Genomic DNA, 19,395 nt, shown 5'->3' on the forward strand with positions numbered 1-19,395 from the left:
TCTCAGTTCGAGCCCAGCGTGCGTGACCTGGTCAGTTCGGCGTGTGTCTCCTCGTCGAGCCAGCTCACCCACTCCGGAGGAAAGTCCGCGCGGTCGAGGTTGACGGCCCAGTGCGGTGGGACGATCCGCTGCTCCACCAGCGCGTAGGCGACATAGCGCGCGCACGCGATGGCCCCCTCCGGCGTCATGTGGCCGGGGTCGTGGAACCCCTCCGCGTAGTTCGGGTGTTCCCCCGGCTCCAGGTGGATGAAGAAGGGGCGCACGCCCTCCGGGCCCAGCCCCTCCCACCAGCCGTGGGTCTGGTCGTAGAGGTTGACGTAGGGAACGCTGCACTCGGCCGCGAGGTCGCGCATCGCCATCACGTACTCCGTGATGCTCCTCGGCAGGTTGCCGTGCACATCGTGGGTGTCCCGTTCCGGCGGGCTGATCAGCACCGGATGGGCGTTGCGTTCGCGCGCGCCGTCGACGAACTTCCGCAGGTGGTGCGGGAAGTCGCCGTACGCCTCCGTACGGAGCCACTCCTCCGGCTTGGCGTCGTTGATGCCGAACGAGGTGAACAGGTAGTCCCCGGGGCGGATGTTCTGGAGGATCCAGTCGAGCCTGCCCCGCTCGCTGAACGTGCGGGCGCTCGCTCCGGCCCGCGCGCAGTTGACGATCTCCACCTCCTGCGAGCTGAGGAAGAAGTGGAGCACCTGGCCCCAGCCCGTCATGGGCGCCTTGCTCGCTTCCCGCGTCACCGCGGCGGAGTCGCCCGCGAGGAAGATCCGGCGGGGCCTGCCCTGCTCGGGACTCCAGTCAGACAGCACGGTCCCACCCGTTCTCGTACGTTCCCCGGCCGGCCGTGTCCAAAGCCGCCGCGCCGTCGTCCGGTACGCCGCGCATGTCGTCGTCCCGGTGCGCACGGGTGGCGGGCAGGGCGGCGACGGGGCCGGAGGGGCCGAGGTCGGCGGCGCTCGCCGTTCCCAGGGCATCGATCGCCTCGTAGACGCGCTCGGAGTTGCCCGCGCCGCGGTGCGCGAAGAAGTATTCCGCGCGCTCGCGGTACGGGCTCTCGACGGTGAATTTCCTGGCCATCGAGGCGATGATCTCGTCGACGGCCTGGTCGACCGTACGGCAGACCGGGCCGAAGCCGTGCTCCGTCAGGTTGAAGTAGCCCCGCTTGTAGTGCCGCCCGTAGAAGTCCTCCTCGTCGAAGGGCACATGGACGAGGGGGATCCCCATGTAGGCCACGTCGAAGAAGACGGAGGAGTAGTCCGTGACCATGAGGGAGCACTCCTTCATGGCTTCCTGGACGTTGCGCGTCCCGGGGTCGGCGACCTCGATCGCGGGGGAATCGAGGTGGAAGTGGTGCAGGTAGGGCCGGATCTCGTAGTGCGGGAAGAACTCCAGGTCGACGCCGAAGTGCTCCAGGGCCGCGGCGAGACGCCGGTCGGAGAGCAGCGACCGGTAGAACCGGAAGTACTCGGACTGGGTGAAGGAAGTCTTGGCCGGACCCACGGACTTCTTGTAGGAGGCCGTGACGATCCACTGCCGCCAGGTCGGCATGAGCAGGATGCGCGGACGCTCCCCCGGCTCCCGTCGCAGCGCGTCGAACCTGGGCATGCCCGCCAGCACCGCGCGGTCGCCGAAGCCGGCCTCGCGCGCCAGGTAGGCGCGCTCCTGACGGCCGGTGGTCACGATCATGTCGTAACTGGTGATCCGCTGGTCCGCACCCGAGGTCACGTCGTTGTAGGTGACTCCGTGCTGCAGGAAGACCCGCTGGTACTTCAGCAGCTCACCGAACCGGTGCAGGAAGAGCACCTTCCGGTAGCCCTCGGGCAGCAGGTACGACTCGGAGTCGTACGAGCCGATCAGCTTGGTCGCGTGCAGCAGATACATCCGGTGCTTGAAGGAACCGCGCTTGATCACCCGGCCGTAGGGGGCGACCTTCTTGTAGTCGGGGGAGTTCCCGTCGATGACGTAATACGCCTTGCGGCGCTTGCGGTGGGTCCTCATCCACTTGAAGAAGTGGTACGAGTTGTCCTGGGCCGTGTCCGACCGCTCGCCGATGAGCCAGATCTCACGGGAGTTGAGGAACGGGTACATGAGCCAGTAGGCGAGGCGCATGCGCCAGCCCGGGTTGCGGGTCTTGAGGATGCGTATCTCGCGGGCCGTCCGCCACAGGGCGTGCCTGGCCCGCGCGACGGGCTTCCGGTCGATCAGCCGCAGGTGCAGCGCGTCCTGGCCGCCGATGGTCAGCATGTAGGGGTGGCCGGCGATCCGGCCGGGGCCCTTGAGCCGGTGCAGCGGAAGGCGTGCCTTCATGACGACGTTGCGCTGCCGCGAGCGGTCCACGCGGTGCACCCGGAGCCGGAAGTCACCGACCCCGAATCCGCTGCGCGTCAGGTCCTTGACCGGGACCTCCGCGTACCAGCCGGCGTACAGGTCGCGGCCGTTGCGGGTGTTCCACAGGTCGCGGCGGGCGACCTGGCGCAGCGGTACGGCGATCTTGGCGTGCGCGGTCTGGTAGACGAACTCGAGTTCGTTCTCCATGGGGCCGCTGATGTCCATGCCTGGGAAGGCCAGACAACCCTCCACGACCAGCACGTCGCCCCGGGTACGGACCGACTCGACGACGACGTTGGGGTCGTTGACGCGGGCGGTCCGGGTGTTCTGAGTGCCGCCCGGGAAGGTCCGGTGGAAGCCTTCGTCGTCGATCTCCAGCGCCAGCGGGGCGTTCTCCAGCGCCGGTTCCGGGTTGCAGAAGAGCTCGAAGTTCCCGCTCTTCGCCGCGTAGTGGTCGAGCTGCTGGGCGGAGGTGGTGGCGTATTCGAGGATGACCTCGTCGGCTATCTGCGCGTAGTGGCGGCAGATGCCCGGGAAAATCTCCTCCAGCTGCGTCCGGCCCATGACGTTACGGGCGTTGCACAGGAAGCCCTTGTAGGTGCGGGTCGCATAGCGCTGGAACATGTGCCGGATGTCGGCCCGCTCGGTGGCGGTGTAGTCCAGCAGGAAGTGATTGAGCCGCAGGTGGTCCCGGTAGTTCGCCGGCTTGCTCCACAGCGAGTCCATGATGGAGGACCCGTCGGGGCGCCCGCGGTAGTAGTACACCGGGCGGTCGACCAGGCTGATGGCGTTGGCCCGCAGCATGCTCGGCAGGGTCACCCAGGCGTCCTCGAAGTGGACCCCTTCGCCGAAGCGCACCCCGAGCCGGCGCAGCAGCTGGGTGCTGAACAGCTTGTTGCACGCGGATCCGCTGAAGATCAGGTCGGGTACGGAGGCGAAGTCGTCGAAGACGCGGTCGCCCTGGCCGAAGTACTGCTTCCACGGGCCGTAGGGCCGGTCGGGGAAGTTCACCAGGTCGCCCACGACCAGCTCGGAGCCGTCCCGCCAGGCCGCCTGGAGCATGTGCGACAGGGCCCGCTCGCCGAGGATGTCGTCGGAGTCGAGGAAGGTGACGTACGGCGCGGTGACCCGGTCCAGGCCGTTGTTCCGGGCGTTTCCGAGTCCGCCGTTGGTCTGGTGGACGACCGTGACGTTGGCGTAGTACTGCGCGAAGTTGTCGAGGATCCGGGGTGTCTCGTCGGTGGCGCCGTCGTCCACCAGAATGACCTGGGTGGCGGCGAAGCCTTCCTGGGCAGCGATCGAGCCGAGGCAGTCGTCCAGGTACTTGGCCACGTTGTAGCAGGGCACGACGACGGCCATCTCGAAGGGATGGTCCAGGCGGGAGATCGGCGGGTGGATCCGGTCGCGCCACCACATCCACGGCGCGTCGGGGTCGTTCTGCGCGGACTCGAAGGACTTGCGGCCCGCCGTGGCGGCCCGCAGGGCGAGGTTGCCGCTGATCGTGCGGTAGCCCTCCTGCTCCTCCCCGTTCGCCAGGAAGGTCAGCCCGGAGAGGTCCACGTCGCGCACGTTGAGCGGGGAGCGGGACCTGGCCCGGTTCCACTCGACGACGACCGACACGTTCCAGACCGTGCTCTCGGAGAAATCGTCGCCGAGGACGGCGGGCAGGTCGACGGTGCCGCCGAAGCCGACGAACCGTTCGTCGATGTCGACGCCGTCGATCGGGACGGTGACGTCCTTCTTCGTGTGGCGGTTACGTACTGCCAGCGTCAGCTTGAGGTCGTGTCCGGGCTCGATCCGCCCGAAGCGGTTGACCAGCCTGCCCTCGAACCGGAGCTTCCCCTCGTCCACGGACCACTCGTCGAGCTGGGCGAAGAGCGGTTCCTGGGCGAGCTTGGCCGCCGAGAGGCCGAGCTCCGTCACATCGAGCATGCGCCGGGCGTCCGGCAGGTGCAGATGGTCGCCCGACCAGTACACCCGGCCGTCCTCCTCCACGAGGAAGGACGACAGCACGCTCTTGCGCTGCATGTAGTCGAGCGTGGTGAGCGCGGCCTCGATCTCCTGGTACATGACGAGGTAGGCCCTGACCCGGTCGACCGGGTCGCACAGCTCGAACGCCTCGTCGCTGATGGAGAAGAGGTAGTTGCTCGCGATCTCGGCGAACCCCTGCTGGAACTCCGGGTCGCCCTCCGCGAGCGCCCGCATGTACAGGCGCAGGTCGTGGGCGAGGAACTTGGAGTCCTTGCGGACCTTGAGCTGCCACAGGCCGCGGTCTAGGAGGAACGCGTCGGTGGCGCGGTGCACCGCGACCCGGTCGCTGATGGAGCGCAGCTCGCCCGTGCGGCCGGTGATCGATCCGCCCTCGGGTTCCCACATCCACCGGTAGACGGGGTCGGTGATGACGGTGATCCCGTCGGCGAGGCAGCCCGCCACGGTGGAGAAGTACGTGTCCTCGTAGAAGACGCCCTCGGGGAACCAGACCCCGCCCGAGCGCAGGAAGTCCACCCGGTACAGCTTGGCCGCCGCGATCGGGTCGGCCAGCATCAGCGGGAACTCCACCAGGCCGGGCACGGTGCGCGCCAGCGCGTACACCTCGGGGGCCCAGCCCTCGCTCTCGCCGGTGGCCCGGTTGACCCGGACGGCCTTGCCCGCAGTGATGTCGCTGCCGCTCTCCAGCGCACCGGCCAGCAGCAGCTCGCAGGCGCGGGGCGGCAGCTCGTCGTCGGCGTCGAGGAACATCACGTACCGGCCGGCGGCCTGCGCGATGCCCAGGTTGCGGGGCGCGCCGACGCCGCCGCTGTTGGTGGGCCGGCGCAGCACGCGGACGCGGCCGTTGGTCCCGGCGAAGTTCTTCACGACGTCTAGGGTGTTGTCCGTGGAGGCGTCGTCGACGACGACGACCTCGACCAGCTCGTACGTCTGGTTGACGGCGGACTGGAGCGCCTTGCCGATCGTCGTGGCCGCGTTGTACGCGGGGATCACCACCGTGACCCAGACGTCGGGTGTGTCCTGTTCGTGGTTCATCCGACGCCCTCTCGATCACCCGGGTACCCGTGGTTCGGTGGCATGGCACCGGGGGCGCCGTACACCGGCCGGCCCTGCGCCTGCTGGTCGTACCCCTGCGTCCGGACCTGCTGGTACGCCTGTGTCATCTGCTGGTACGCCGGCGTCGGAAGCTGCTGGAACGCCTGCGTCGGCTGCTGGTCCGGGGACGGCTGGTCCGGTGCCCCGTACGAGGCGTAGGGCTCGGGGTACGGCTGGAATCCGGGGTCCTCGTAGGCGGGCGGCGCCTGGAACTCCGGGGCGGAGAGCGGGTCGCCCTGCACACCGCGGCGGTGCCGGCCCCGGTGGAGGTGGGGGGCGATGGAGCCCGCGCCGGACGGCGGCTCGGCCAGCTCGGCCATCACATGGGTGAAGTCGCGGGTGGAGAGCCAGAACTTGTACATGATGATCAGCTCGAAGATCCCCAGCAGGACCGCGGAGATCACCGTGGTCAGGAGGATCTGGCCGATCAGCGGTCCCACGATGAAGACGAACATCTGGAACTCGATGCCGCTGATGAGGTGCGGCCTGATCCGGCTGCGCAGCAGCGCCTGCCGCACCCGCAGGTACCAGGGGAAGCGGTGCCGGAACTGGGCGTGCAGGTCGACGACGTGTCCGGCGCCGCCCGCCTGTTCCTTGAGCAGCTCCGCCTCGGACTCGGGGTTCTCCCGCAGCAGGTCCTCCATGAACCGGATCTGCTGCGCCTCGGGCTCCACCGGGCCATCGGCGGCGGCGGCCGCGCGTTCGGCCTCCTGGCGTTCCCGGGTGACCTTCTCGATCTTTGTCCGCATCGACATGCGCATCTTGTAGATCTGGAGCGCGTCGACATACCGGAGCATGTCGAGGAAGACGACCATCAGCGCGGCGAGCAGAAACCTTTCATCACCGTTGCGCAGGTACTGCCCGCCCATCAGGGCGAGGGCACAGAAGAGCACCCTGATGCGGTCGAAGACGTAGTCGAGCCAGCCGCCGAAGACGGTTCCGTTGCCCTTGAGCCTCGCGAGCTTTCCGTCGATGCAGTCGAGGATGAAGCTCAGGTGATAGAGCGCCGCACCGATGATCAGGGACTGCATGTCGCCCTTGAGGAAGAACCCGGCGGAACCGAGTCCGACGAACAGCGCCGCCCACGTCACACGGTTCGGCGTGATGAAGTTGAACCGCGCCATCACGATGAGCATCCGCGTGGCCACGGGATCGACCAGGATCACCGTCCACCAGGCGTCACGCTTCTTGCAGGTGAGCTTCTGGACGGCACGCAAGGACAGCTTGGCCATAACCCCTCAGTCACGAGAACGAAAGCGGCAGGCCCCCGTCGATCCATACACGGTCAGGGGACATCCGGATGTTCACGAGACTCCCCCGAATCCTTCACATGAAAGATTCACAGACTTTATCAAGAACTTAACAGGTTTCAGCCAACCAGATGGCAAAAAAGATCATCAGAGCCATCAAACCGTCACACTGTGTGCCAGATATCGAAGTCGAACCCGTCGGACGGTGACTCTCGGTGAGAGAGCCTCAGTTGCGATCCAGCCACGAGGGTCGCCAAGGTAACAACCCCAGCGCGATCCCGGACAACTGCGGGCATCACAGCGGAATCCGCAGGAAGTGCGTTCCACCACACGCCCGCATCCGCCCGGCCCTCGGCGTGCACCCCCACCGCGCAGCTGCCTCCGGGGCCGGACCGGACCAGCAGGGAGTACGACCAGCCGTCCGCCTCGACGCCCCGGACACCGGTGACCGGTCCCGCACCTTCGTCGGCGCCGCCGAGCGGCACCGGTCCCGTCGCGCCCGGCCACCAGACACAGGGCTCGTTGGTCCTCGCGTCACGGAAGAGCACCGTCCCCGGCTCGGGCCCGGCCGCCAGGGATCCCGGACGGGGCGAGAACGGCACCGACCGGTCCTCGGTCCACGCGCCGTCGGGCCCCGAGCGGTACCAGCGCAGCACGGCGGCGGAGTCCCTGGCCCGCGCGAAGAGTTCGACCCCTCCCCCGGCCGTGGTCACGGTGACGAGCTCGTCGGCGACGCGGACGCCGCTCAGATGCTGCCAGGGGGTCCAGACGCCGTCGGCCCCCTGGTGCCGGTAGCTCACGCTGTGCCCGAAGTTGCGTACGAAGACGAAGAGGCCGCCCGCGCCGTCGAACGCGGCCGCCGGGAAGCCGACCTCCCGGCTGCGGTGCCGGTGGCCGGGGTTCGGGCTGCCCAGGGAGTGCCACGGGGTGAGCGGGTGCCCGGTACGGTACTGGGTGGCCCGCACCACCGCGACGTCCTCGCCGCCGCCCTTGAGCGGGGTCCGGCGCAGCGCGAAGAGGTGCGGGAAGCCGTGCGCGTCCCGGACCACCCGAAGGCCGGGCATCAGCCGCGGGCCGGGAAGGAGTTCCGGCCCCTGCCAGGCCGCCCCCCCGGGCTCGCGCTGCGTCCATCGCACGACGCCCGCCGCGGAGGGCAGGAAGGCGGAGAGCCTGCCGTCGAATCCCTCGGTCAGCCAGTGCGCCGGGTGCGGATAGCGCGGCTGCGGAGCGGTACCGGGCTGCCCGTCCGCACCGGCGCGGTGACAGTCGACGAAGACCGGGACGCCCGATTCCAGCTGGTGTTCGCGGGCCGCGGCCAGCGCGGCGAGCGCCGAGTCGGCGTTCTCGGCCGGCTCGTCGTGCAAGGGGACGTCGCGTTCCTGGTCGTACGACACGTGCACCGGATCGGGGTCCGCCAGGCGCACCCGCTGCGGGCGCAGTGCGCGCAACTCCCGCAGCAGCGCGTCGCCGCCGTCCTGCGTACCGACGGTGCGCGGGGAGCCCGCGACCTTGCACCCGCGCCGTTCGGCGTCCGCGAGCGCCCGGTCCAGTGCCGCCCGCCCGTCCTTGCCGTCCTCCTCGACGCAGAGCACGCTGAGCTCCGCGCCGGCGCCCTCCGCCGCGACGAGCGCCACCGCCTCGCGATGGCGTGCGGCGATGATCGTCACCCGCCGGGCCGGGCCCGTGGCGCTCATACCCGGCTCCAGTCTCCGAGGGTCAGCCCCTGGCCGTCCTCCTGGCGTGCGACGGCCAGTGAACCGTCGGTGCCGAGAGCCGCGACGACCGCCCTTCCGTAGCCGTCGGCCGCCAGTGCCGGGTCTCCGGTGCAGCTCATTCCGGTGCCGGTCCACCAGAAGCCGGACTGCTCGCCCTCGGTCGCGCAGACCCCGAGGTTGACCGTCCCGTCGGCCCCGCGGACCGCGAGTACCGTGCAGTCGAAGCCGTCCACCGTCGTCCGGACCGCGGCGATGCGGCCGTCCCCGGGGTTGCCCCCCAGCGGTACGGGCCAGCTGCCCGCCCGGACCGCGACCACACCCCCGCCCCGCGCGTCGGTCAGGTAGTACGTCAGCCGGCCCGGGGCGGTCTCCAGCGCGGTCACCGATCCGGGCAGCGGAGGCACGGCCGCGTCGTAGCCGCGCACGAAGGCGCCGCCCGGCTCCGGCTGCCGGAGCTGGAGGGCCGCGGTACGGGTGGGGACGAGGACCTCCACCAGGCCGGACGAGGTCGCCGCGGGCGCCGGGCCGTCGGTGGCGCCGGACACCTGGAGCTGGGTCCAGGCCTCCCAGCGGCCGCGCTTGTCCTCGCGGCGCAGGGCGACTCCGCCCGGTCCGGTCGGGACACAGACGTGCAGCGCGCCGTCGCCGGTGACCGCGGCGGCCGGGACGCCCGTCTCGACCGCCTTGTCGATCTCCTTGAACGGATTGCCCAGCGAGCGCCACTGCGTCATAGGGCGGGCCGTCTGGTACTGCGTGGCGTACATGATGTCCACGTTCGTCCAGCCGTCGGCCCGGGGCCGGACCCGGCGCCCCAGCAGATGGGCGTAACGATTCTGCCCCTGCACCACGGTGAGCCGTTCGATGTCCTTCGCGGGCAGGACGTCCGGTCCCGTCCACCGCCGGCCGCCGGGGGCGGACTCGGTCCAGCGCAGCACGGCGCCCTCGACGTGGACGTACGCGGTCAGTCTGCCGTCATGTCCGGTCAGCAGCCAGGGGCCGCCGAGGGCTCGGTCGAGCTGTGCGGAAGCCTCCGCCACCGACTCGTTCCGCTGCTTCGCTTCACGTGGGGAGGCGCTGCGCATCGCTGTTCGTCACCCTCCCTGTGAGCAGGCCCGTGCAGGTCACGGGTGCTGGATCGAGACATCATAAACAAGCCATGGCATGCTCAGGTCGAGCTGGTGGCGGTGGCGGTCCGACGCGCACCGGGGTGCCTCAGGCACCAGCCCTCCCACGCGGAGGCGACCATCTCGCGGGCGTCGTGCCGGGCGGACCAGCCCAGTTCGGTACGAATCCGGTCTGCCGAGGCGACCACCCTGGCCGGGTCGCCCGCCCTGCGCGGCGCCGAGACCGGGGCCGCCTCGGCCCCGTACCCCGTCACGTCACCGATCAGTTCGATCATCTCGCGCACCGAGACGCCCTCGCCGCGGCCGATGTTGACGGTCAGGTCGGTGCCCGGCTCCCTGTCGAGGAGGGCCCGCGCGGCGGCGAGGTGGGCCGAGGCGATGTCGTCGACGTGGATGAAGTCGCGTACGCAGGTGCCGTCCGCGGTGTCGTAGTCGTCGCCGAAGACCACCGGGGCCTCGCCGCGCGTCAGCTTCTCGAAGACCATGGGCACCAGGTTGTAGACGCCCGTGTCGGCGAGGGCGGGGGTGGCCGCGCCCGCCACGTTGAAGTACCGCATCGAGGCGGTGGCGATGCCGTGCGCCTTTCCGGCCGCGCGCACCATCCACTCGCCCGCCAGCTTGGTCTCGCCGTAGGGGTTGATCGGGGCGCACGGGGTCGTCTCCGTGACGAGTCGCACATCGGGCATGCCGTAGACGGCCGCCGACGACGAGAAGAGGAACGCCCGCACCTCGCTGTCGGCCGCGGCCTCCAGCAGGGTCTGCAGTCCCTGCACGTTCTCCCGGTAGTAGAACAGCGGGCGCTCGACGGACTCCGCCACCTGCTTCTTCGCGGCGAGGTGCACCACCCCGCGCACCCGCAGCTCCGCCAGGGTGCTCCGCAGCAAGTCCGCGTCGAGCGTCGAGCCCTTGATGAACGGTACGTCGGCGGGCAGACGCGAGCGGTCGCCCGTCGAGAGGTCGTCGTACACGGCGACCCGCTCACCGGCCTCGCTCATGGCACGGACGACATGCGCCCCGATGAAACCGGCCCCACCCGTGATCAACCAAGTCATGAACGAATAGTAATTCGGGCTGCTCAGATCATGATTCCGGGGCCCAAAACACCCATTCGCACGATCCTCTGTTCTATAGTGCACGCTCAGTCATGCACGCACGGACCGGCCACACCCCCCACCCGAGTCCCACGCACTCCACAGCCCACCCCGGGCCACGAGATTTGAGGACTCGACCACGATGAGCCACGACGCCATGTCCCAGGGCACGCGCGAAGGCCGTTCGGCGTCACATGGCGGCGGGCGGAAGCGCGGGGAAAGCCCTCGCAAGCGCCGCCGCGGCCTCAAGATCACCCTCGGTGTCCTGCTCGTCCTGCTGCTCGCGGGCGGCGGCACCGCCTACTGGCTCTACAGCCGCCTCGACGGAAACATCCAGGGCGTGGACATCGACGAGGCGCTCGGTGAGGACCGCCCCGAGAAGCTGCCGACCAGCGGCCAGAACCTGCTGGTGCTGGGCTCCGACTCACGGGCCGGTGCCGAGAACAAGGAACTGGGCGGCGGCGGTGACGTCAGCGGCGCCCGGTCCGACACCGCGATGGTGGTCCACATCCCCGAGGGCCGCTCCAAGGCGGTCGCGGTGTCCATACCCCGCGACACCCTGGTGACCCGGCCCGAGTGCACCAAGGCGGACGGCTCGACGGTGCCGTCGGCGAACCGTGTGATGTTCAACTCCGTCTACTCGCAGGTCGGTCCGGCCTGCGTGGTCAAGACCGTCGAGAAGATGTCCGAGGTCCGGATCGACCACTACCTGGAGATCAACTTCGCCGGGTTCAAGGATCTGGTGGACGCCATCGGGGGCGTCACGGTCGATGTCCCGCAGGACATCCACGACAAGTCGTCCGGCCTCGACCTCACCAAGGGCTCGCACAAGCTCGACGGCACCGAGTCCCTCGCCTACGTCCGTACCCGCCACGGCATCGGGGACGGCAGCGACCTCGGACGGATCGGGCTCCAGCAGCAGTTCCTGCTCGCCCTGCTGAGCGAGGTCAAGTCGCAGGACCTGCTGGGCAGTCCGACCAAGTCCTACAAGATCGCCAGCTCGGCCACCAAGTCGCTGACCACCGACGAGGAGCTCGCCTCGCTCAAGTCCCTCGCGGAGTTCGGCCGGTCGATGAACGGCGTGGACCCGGGCACCATGGAAACGATCATGCTTCCGGTGGCGTACGACAAGCAGGACCGCAACCGCGTGGTGGCGGCCCAGCCGCAGGCCGACGACCTCTGGAAGGCCATCCGCAAGGACGCCACGATCCCGGAGTCCGCGAAGAAGTCCCCCGCCACCGGCGGCTGACGGCGAGTACGGCCGGTGCCTGACACTCCGTCGCGCACCGGCCTTCTGCCACGGCCTCGCGCTACGGCCGGCCCACGGGCTCGTTGATCCGGCTGTGCCCACGCCCGTAGGCGAAGTAGATGACCACACCGATGACCATCCAGACGCCGAACCGCAGCCAGGTCTCCGCGGGCAGATTGAGCATCAGCCACACCGAGGCGGCCACCGACAGGATGGGGATCAGCGGTACCCACGGCGTACGGAAGGCCCGGTGGAGATCGGGGCGGGTGCGGCGCAGCACCAGCACGCCCAGGGCCACGACGACGAACGCGAAGAGCGTGCCGATGTTCACCAGCGTCGCCAGCTCGTTGATGCTGGTGAATCCGGCGACGATCGCGATGATCACGCCGAGCAGGACGGTCGGGCGGTACGGGGTGCCGAACTTCGGGTGGGTCTTGGAGAAGAACCTCGGGAGCAGCCCGTCCCGGCTCATCGCGAAGAAGACGCGGGTCTGTCCCAGCAGCAGGATCAGGCAGACCGTGGTGAGCCCGATCGCGGCACCGAAGCTGATGAGCCCGGCGTAGACGGGATGGCCGACGGCCTTGAAGGCGTCGGCCAGCGGGGCCTCCACCGACAGTTCGGTGTAGTGCTGCATGCCCGTGACCACCAGCGATACGGCGACGTAGAGCACGGTGCAGATGAAGAGCGAGGCAAGGATGCCACGTGGCATGTCACGTTGCGGCTGCTTGGTCTCCTCGGCGGCGGTGGCCACCACGTCGAAGCCGATGAAGGCGAAGAAGACGACGGAGGCGGCGGTGAAGATGCCCATGACGCCGAAGTTGGTGGGCGCGAAACCGAAGATCAGCTGGACCAGCGGCGCGGTCAGTCCGGAGCCCGGGGGCTGCGGCTGTGCCTCGGGGATGAACGGCGAGTAGTTGGCGGCCTTCACGAAGAACAGCCCCGCGATGATCACGATCAGTACCACCGCGACCTTGATGGCGACGACGACGGTGGTGACCCGGGCGGACAGCTTCATGCCGAGCACCAGCACCACGGTCAGGACGAGCACCAGGGCGAAGGCCAGGATGTCGAAGCCGAATCCTTTCGCCACATCGGGTCCGGAGAGCACGGTGGGCATGTGCCAGCCGAAGTTGTCCATCAGTGAGCGGACGTAGCCGGACCAGCCGACCGCCACCACCGCCGTGCCCAGCGCGAATTCCAGCACCAGGTCCCAGCCGATGATCCAGGCGACCAGTTCGCCGAGCGAGGCGTACGAGAACGTGTAGGCGGAGCCGGCGACCGGGACGGTGGAGGCGAACTCGGCGTAGCAGAGCGCCGCCAGCGCGCAGACGACGCCGGCGACCACGAAGGCGAGGGCGGTGGCGGGTCCCGCCGTCTCCTTGGCCACCTTGCCGGTGAGGACGAAGATGCCGGTGCCGATGATGACACCCACTCCGAAGACCGTGAGGTCCAGGGCGGAGAGGGATTTGCGCAGTGCGTGCTCCGGCTCCTCGGTGTCGCGGATGGACTGCTCGACCGTCTTGGTCCGGAACAGTCCGTCACGGCTGGGTGGTGTGTCCTGCTGGGCAGTCACCGGCGTACCTCCACGCACTCGTCGTGTACGCCATGATTGGGACCGCACCCGCGGCCCAGCGCGCCGGAACGGGCGATTTCACGCGAATGGGCCGGACGGACCACCCGTACAGGGTGACCCGACCGGCCCATCGGTCGTATCGGTGTCCGCCAGGTCCTGACGACAGGACCAGGCGTCAGTCGCGGGCGGGTTCGATCACGGAACGGCTGTCGGCAGCGCTCTCGAAGCGGCCGTCCAGCTTGGCCACGAGGCCGGTGACCTGGCGGGCGATGTCCGGCGCGGTCAGCCCGATCTCGGCCATGACCTCCTTGCGGGAGGCGTGGTCGAGGAAGCGCGGCGGGATGCCGAAGTCACGCAGCGGTACGTCGACCCCGGCGTCGCGCAGCGCCTGGGCGACGGCGGAGCCGACGCCGCCGGCCCGGCTGTTGTCCTCGACGGTGACGACGACCCGGTGCTGTTCGGCGAGCGGTGCCATGGCCTCGTCGACCGGCTTGACCCAGCGCGGGTCGACGACGGTCGTCGAGATGCCCTGGGCCTCCAGCAGATCGGCGATCTCCAGGCACATCGGGGCGAGCGCGCCGACGGAGACCAGCAGGACGTCCGGACGGGTGGTGCCGGGCTCGCGCAGCACATCCATGCCGCCGACCCTGCCGACGGCCTTGACCGCCGGGCCGACCGCGCCCTTGGAGAAGCGGACCACCGTCGGTGCGTCGTCGACCTCCACGGCCTCGCGCAGCTGGGCGCGGACCTGGTCGGCGTCGCGCGGGGCGGCGATCCGGAGCGTGGGCACGCACTGGAGGATCGACATGTCCCACATGCCGTTGTGCGAGGCGCCGTCGGTGCCGGTGACACCGGCCCGGTCCAGGACGAAGGTCACACCGCACTTGTGCAGCGCGACGTCCATCAGGACCTGGTCGAAGGCGCGGTTGAGGAAGGTGGCGTACACCGCGAAGACGGGGTGCAGTCCGCCGGTGGCGAGGCCGGCCGCGGAGACCGCGCCGTGCTGCTCGGCGATGCCGACGTCGTAGATCCGGTCCGGGAACGCCTTCTCGAACTTGGTCAGGCCGACCGGCTGGAGCATGGCCGCGGTGATCGCGACGATGTCCTCGCGCTCCTTGCCGAGCTTGACCATCTCCTCGCCGAACACGGAGGTCCAGTCGAGTCCGGAGGTGGCGACCGGGAGGCCGGTGTCGGGGTGGATCTTGCCGACGGCGTGGAAACGATCCGCCTCGTCGAGCAGGGCGGGGGTGTAGCCGCGGCCCTTCTCGGTGAGGCAGTGCACGATGACGGGTCCGCCGAAGCGCTTGGCGCGCTGGAGCGCGGACTCCAGGGCCTCGATGTCGTGGCCGTCGATCGGGCCGACGTACTTCAGACCGAGGTCCTCGAACATGCCCTGCGGGGCGATGAAGTCCTTCAGCCCCTTCTTGGCGCCGTGCAGCGTCTCGTACAGCGGCTTCCCGACGACGGGGGTCCGCTCCAGGAGGTCCTTGCCGCGGGCCAGGAACCGCTCGTAGCCGTCGGTGGTCCGCAGCGTCGCGAGGTGGTTGGCGAGGCCGCCGATGGTCGGCGCGTAGGAGCGCTCGTTGTCGTTGACGACGATGACGAGCGGGCGGTCCTTGGCGGCCGCGATGTTGTTCAGCGCCTCCCAGGCCATGCCGCCGGTGAGCGCGCCGTCACCGATGACCGCGACGACGTGGTCGTCCTTCTTGAGGACCTCGTTGGCCTTGGCGAGGCCGTCGGCCCAGCCGAGGACCGTGGAGGCGTGCGAGTTCTCGATGACGTCGTGCTCGGACTCGGCCTGCGAGGGGTAGCCGGACAGGCCGCCCTTCATCTTGAGCCTGGAGAAGTCCTGGCGGCCGGTGAGCAGCTTGTGCACGTAGCTCTGATGGCCGGTGTCCCAGAGGACCTTGTCCTTCGGTGAATCGAAGACCCGGTGCAGGGCGATGGTCAGCTCGACCACACCCAGGTTGGGGCCGAGGTGGCCACCGGTCTTCGATACGGCGTCGACCAGGAAGGTCCGGATCTCTTCGGCGAGCTGGTCCAGCTGCTCGGGAGTGAGCCGGTCCAGGTCACGCGGTCCACCGATGCGGGTCAGCAGAGCCACCCGTGCCTCCTTGCGTATTGAGCTGGTCGAGCATGCCGATCCGATGAGTCTAATGTTCCGTCCGCCCGCGTGGGCATCGGGCATGGAGAGTGCTGTCACACCCCGCGTACCCGCACCCGGCAGTGCCCGGCTCCCTGTCGGGGTGCCGGGCACTGAACGGTGCGGATGTGATATTTCAGGGCTGCTCGTAAGGCCTTTACGCGCGCCGCAAGGCCTGCTGCGCGCGGCCCACGGTCTTCTTACGCGCGACCTGCGGTCTTCTGCGTGCGGCGGGAGACCGAGTCGATGACCACGGCGGCCAGCAGCACCGCGCCGGTGATCATGTACTGGATGGCATTGGCCATCCCGATCATGTTCAGGCCCTGCTGGATCGACTGGATCACGATCATGCCGAGCAGCGCGGACCAGACCTTGCCCCGGCCGCCGAAGAGACTGGTGCCGCCGATGACGGCGGCCGCGATGACCAGCATCAGTGTGTTGCCGCCGCCGACGCTCTTGGTGGCGCCGCCGGAGAGGCTGGCGATGAAGAGGCCGCCGAAGGCGCCCAGCATTCCGGAGAGCGCGAAGACGGTGATCCGGATCCGGTCGACGTTGATACCGGCGCGGCGTGCGGCCTCCGGGTTGCCGCCCACCGCGAAGACCTGGCGGCCGAAGGTGGTCCGGCGGGCCACGAAGTCCGCGACGACCAGCACGGCGAGGAAGATCACCAGGGCCAGCGGCAGGCCGCGGGCGCCGGAGGGCTCGTTCAGGACGTACGCGACGGCGAAGCAGAGGATCGCGACGATGCCCGTGCGGAGCAGGACCTCGGTGGTGGGACGGGCGGGCAGGCCCGCGGCCCTGCGGCGCCGGCTGTCCATCAGGAGCGAGGCGGCGTAGGCGAGGACGGCGACCAGGGCGACACCGTACGCGACGGCCTTGTCCTCGAAGAAGTAGTTGGTGAGGTTCTCGACGATGCTGCCGGACGGCGTGTTGATCGAGCCCTCACCGCCCATCATCCACTCCTGCAGACCGCTCCAGCCGAGGAAACCGGCCAGGGTGACGACGAAGGCCGGCACCCCGATCTTGGCGAAGAAGAAGCCGTGCAGCGCGCCGAGCACCATGCCGGTGAGCACCGCGACGAGCACCGCCGACCAGTCGTTCCAGCCGTGGTTGACGTTGAGCACGGCCCAGACGGCCGCACCGACACCGGCGACCGAACCGACGGACAGGTCGATCTCGCCGAGCAGCAGCACGAAGACGATGCCGACCGCCATGATGCCGAGGCCGGAGCTGTAGACGGCGACGTTGGCGATGGAACTGGCGGAGAGGAAGTTGCTGTTCTGGAACTGGAAGACGACCGCGATGACGATCAGGCCGACCAGGACCGGCAGAGAGCCGAGCTCGCCGCCGCGCACCTTGCGGGTGAACTCGGACCAGTAGCCCTTGAATCCCTCCTCGCGGACGAGCAGGCGCGGGTCGACCGCGGGCAGCGGGGCCGCCGACGGCTCGGCCTCCGGTACCGCCGCGGCGGACTTCTCGGTGGCGGGCTTCCCGGTGGAGGTTTTGGGGGTCTTGGCGAGGTCGCTCACTTCGCGTCCTCCTTCGTGGCTGTGCGTGCCTGGCGGCGCGTGACGGCATTGTCGGTGGCACCGGTGATCGCGGAGATGATCTCCTCGTGGGACGTGGTCGCCACGTCGAAGACTCCGTTGTTGCGGCCCAGCCGCAGCACCGCCACCTTGTCGGCGACGGCGCGCACGTCGGCCATGTTGTGGCTGATGAGGATGACGCCGTGGCCGCGCTCGCGCAGCCGCTCGACGAGGTCGAGGACCTGGGCGGTCTGCTCCACGCCGAGGGCGGCGGTCGGCTCGTCGAGGATGACGACCTTGGGGTCACCGATCAGGGCGCGGGCGATGGCCACGACCTGGCGCTGACCGCCGGAGAGCGAGGCGACCGGGATACGGACGCTGGGGATCCGGATGGACAGGGTGTCCAGCAGTTCCTTGGCGCGCTTCTCCATCGCGATCTCGTCGAGCACGGAGGCCTTGCGCAGTTCGCTGCCGAGAAAGAGGTTGGCGACCACATCGAGGTTGTCGCAGAGGGCCAGGTCCTGGTAGACGGTGGCGACTCCGAGGTCCTGGGCGTCGTTGGGCCGGTTGATCCGGACCGGTGTGCCCTCCCACTCGATGGAGCCTTCGTCGATCGGGTGGACACCCGAAATGGTCTTGACGAGCGTCGACTTGCCGGCACCGTTGTCGCCGACCAGGGCGACCACTTCGCCGGAACGAATCTCCAGGTCCACATCGGTGAGCGCCTGGACGGCGCCGAACCGCTTGGAGATTCCGCGCAACGCCAGCACGGGCGTAGCGGACACGTGAATCATCTCCTTCGCCGCCTGACCGGCGGGGATGGTGCTGCTGAGCACAGGGGGGCGGTGCCGGTCACCGGGCCGCCGGGAGGGCCGGAACGCCTTCGGGGCCGGCCTCGGAACGTCGTCGCCGGGGGACGACCACGCGCCGGGACCGCGCCCGGGTAGGGGTTCCGTGCCGGCCGGGGCCCGGGCCGTGTCCCGGAGGGCGGCCGTGTGCGGTGACCGGGACCGGTGAGAAGTCCGGCGCCCGCCCCTTGCTGCGGGGCATTTGACGGGGCGGGTGCCGGACCGGATCGGGTGACGCCTGCCGGCGGCGGATTACTTGACGCCGGCTGCGTCGCAGGCCGCCTTGTACTGGGCGGTGCAGATCTCCTCGACCTTGTAGACCTTGTCGGCGACGATCGTGGAGGCGATGTTCTCCTTGGTCACGACCGAGGCGTCGTACAGCTTGGACGGGGTGCCCTTGAACTCGCCCGAGAGGCTGTCGACCTTGACCGGGGCCAGGTCGTCGAACTTCTCGCCCTTGAGCAGACGGACGGCGATCTCGGCGGTGGTCTCGGCCTCCGGCTTGATCTGCTTGTAGATCGAGAATGACTGCTCGCCCGCGAGGATGCGCTGCAGACCGGCGAGCTCGGAGTCCTGGCCGCCGACCGGAACCTTCACGCCCTGCTTCTTCAGGGCCGTGATGATGCCGCCGGCCATGCCGTCGTTGGCGGAGTAGACGCCCTGGAAGCCGTCCTTGCCCAGGGAGTCGATGGCCGCTCCCATCTTCTTGTTGGCCTCGTCCGCCGACCAGTCCGGGATGTCCTGCTCGTAGACGACCTTCTTGACCTGCTTGTCGAGGACGCTGTGCGCGCCCTTCTTGAAGAAGGGGGCGTTCGGGTCGGTCGGCGAGCCGTTGATCATGACAACGTTGCTGTCCTTGGCCTTGGCGCCCATCGCCTTGACCAGTGCCTCGCCCTGGAGCTGGCCGATCTTCTCGTTGTCGTACGACACATAGGCGGAGATCGGGCCCTCGGCGAGACGGTCGTACGCGACGACCTTGACGTCCTTCTTCGCGGCCTGCTGGACCCAGGACTTCGCGGCCTTGTAGTCGACGGTGTCCAGGATGATGACCTTCACACCCTGCGTGACGAGCGCGTCGAACTGCTTCTTCTGGGTCTCGCTGTCCTGCGCGGCGTTGTTGTACTTGACCTCGCAGTCGGAGCACAGCGCCTTGATCTTCGCCTCCATGATGGGGCGGTCGAACGTCTCGTAACGCGTGGTCTTGTTCTCCGGCAGGAGCAGGCCGATGGTCTTGCCGTCGCCGCCGCTGCCGGAGTCCTTGTCGTCGCCGGCCTTGCCACAGGCCGCGAGGGAGACGGCCATGGAGAGTGCGGCCGTTCCAATGACGATGCGTCGCGTCGTTGCGTTCATTACGGGTTGCCTCCCTGACGAGGCCGCAACGTTGCGGCCGAGGTGGCTGGCAGTCAACTCGGCCGCACCGCCAGCGTCAAGGAGTAAATCCTTAACGAGATGACAACGGTGCCATTC

The 19,395-nt window shown here is 69.1% G+C and carries 12 protein-coding genes; 1 reads left to right on the top strand and 11 read right to left on the bottom strand.

Features of this window, described 5'->3' with window-relative positions:
- Positions 1 to 2 precede the first annotated feature (2 nt).
- The 6 genes from OG842_RS08930 to galE all read right to left on the bottom strand — a co-directional run bounded on the left by OG842_RS08930 (position 3) and on the right by galE (position 10,550).
- Positions 3 to 806, bottom strand: coding sequence for a rhamnogalacturonan acetylesterase (locus tag OG842_RS08930; RefSeq protein WP_266729102.1), 804 nt, complete (start codon positions 804 to 806; stop codon positions 3 to 5).
- On the bottom strand, positions 796 to 5,349 hold the full coding sequence (locus OG842_RS08935) for a bifunctional glycosyltransferase/CDP-glycerol:glycerophosphate glycerophosphotransferase (RefSeq protein WP_266729103.1): 4,554 nt from the start codon (positions 5,347 to 5,349) through the stop codon (positions 796 to 798). The genes OG842_RS08930 and OG842_RS08935 overlap by 11 nt, the downstream gene beginning before the upstream one ends.
- On the bottom strand, positions 5,346 to 6,641 hold the full coding sequence (locus tag OG842_RS08940) for a CDP-alcohol phosphatidyltransferase family protein (protein WP_266729104.1): 1,296 nt from the start codon (positions 6,639 to 6,641) through the stop codon (positions 5,346 to 5,348). Before OG842_RS08940 ends, OG842_RS08935 begins: the two co-directional genes overlap by 4 nt.
- 182 nt (positions 6,642 to 6,823) lie before the next feature.
- Positions 6,824 to 8,353, bottom strand: coding sequence for a hypothetical protein (locus OG842_RS08945; protein ID WP_266729105.1), 1,530 nt, complete (start codon positions 8,351 to 8,353; stop codon positions 6,824 to 6,826).
- On the bottom strand, positions 8,350 to 9,411 hold the full coding sequence (locus tag OG842_RS08950; RefSeq protein WP_328512185.1) for a hypothetical protein: 1,062 nt from the start codon (positions 9,409 to 9,411) through the stop codon (positions 8,350 to 8,352). Before OG842_RS08950 ends, OG842_RS08945 begins: the two co-directional genes overlap by 4 nt.
- Before the next feature lie 128 nt (positions 9,412 to 9,539).
- A complete protein-coding gene (gene galE / locus OG842_RS08955; RefSeq protein WP_266729107.1) occupies positions 9,540 to 10,550 on the bottom strand; it encodes a UDP-glucose 4-epimerase GalE in 1,011 nt (336 codons plus the stop codon).
- Positions 10,551 to 10,731: 181 nt separating this feature from the next.
- Between galE and OG842_RS08960 the strand changes: the two genes are divergently transcribed.
- Positions 10,732 to 11,838 (top strand): LCP family protein, encoded by a 1,107-nt coding sequence (locus tag OG842_RS08960; RefSeq protein WP_266729108.1) that lies wholly within the window; start codon positions 10,732 to 10,734, stop codon positions 11,836 to 11,838.
- A gap of 61 nt (positions 11,839 to 11,899) precedes the next feature.
- Here OG842_RS08960 and OG842_RS08965 read toward each other — a convergent pair whose 3' ends face one another.
- The 5 genes from OG842_RS08965 to OG842_RS08985 form a co-directional block, all read right to left on the bottom strand.
- Positions 11,900 to 13,411 carry an amino acid permease gene (locus tag OG842_RS08965; protein ID WP_266729109.1) on the bottom strand — a complete coding sequence of 504 codons (1,512 nt, stop codon included), beginning with the start codon at positions 13,409 to 13,411 and terminating at the stop codon, positions 11,900 to 11,902.
- A gap of 175 nt (positions 13,412 to 13,586) precedes the next feature.
- On the bottom strand, positions 13,587 to 15,515 hold the full coding sequence (gene dxs / locus OG842_RS08970; protein WP_266729110.1) for a 1-deoxy-D-xylulose-5-phosphate synthase: 1,929 nt from the start codon (positions 15,513 to 15,515) through the stop codon (positions 13,587 to 13,589).
- 239 nt (positions 15,516 to 15,754) lie between these two features.
- Positions 15,755 to 17,083: a sugar ABC transporter permease gene (locus OG842_RS08975; RefSeq protein WP_401875901.1), complete on the bottom strand. Its 1,329-nt coding sequence runs from the start codon at positions 17,081 to 17,083 to the stop codon at positions 15,755 to 15,757.
- Positions 17,080 to 17,874 carry an ATP-binding cassette domain-containing protein gene (locus tag OG842_RS08980; protein ID WP_266733485.1) on the bottom strand — a complete coding sequence of 265 codons (795 nt, stop codon included), beginning with the start codon at positions 17,872 to 17,874 and terminating at the stop codon, positions 17,080 to 17,082. The genes OG842_RS08975 and OG842_RS08980 overlap by 4 nt, the downstream gene beginning before the upstream one ends.
- 306 nt (positions 17,875 to 18,180) lie before the next feature.
- Positions 18,181 to 19,278: a substrate-binding domain-containing protein gene (locus tag OG842_RS08985; protein WP_266729111.1), complete on the bottom strand. Its 1,098-nt coding sequence runs from the start codon at positions 19,276 to 19,278 to the stop codon at positions 18,181 to 18,183.
- Positions 19,279 to 19,395 lie beyond the last annotated feature (117 nt).

This window comes from Streptomyces sp. NBC_00376, from assembly GCF_036077095.1.
GTDB lineage: Bacteria > Actinomycetota > Actinomycetes > Streptomycetales > Streptomycetaceae > Streptomyces.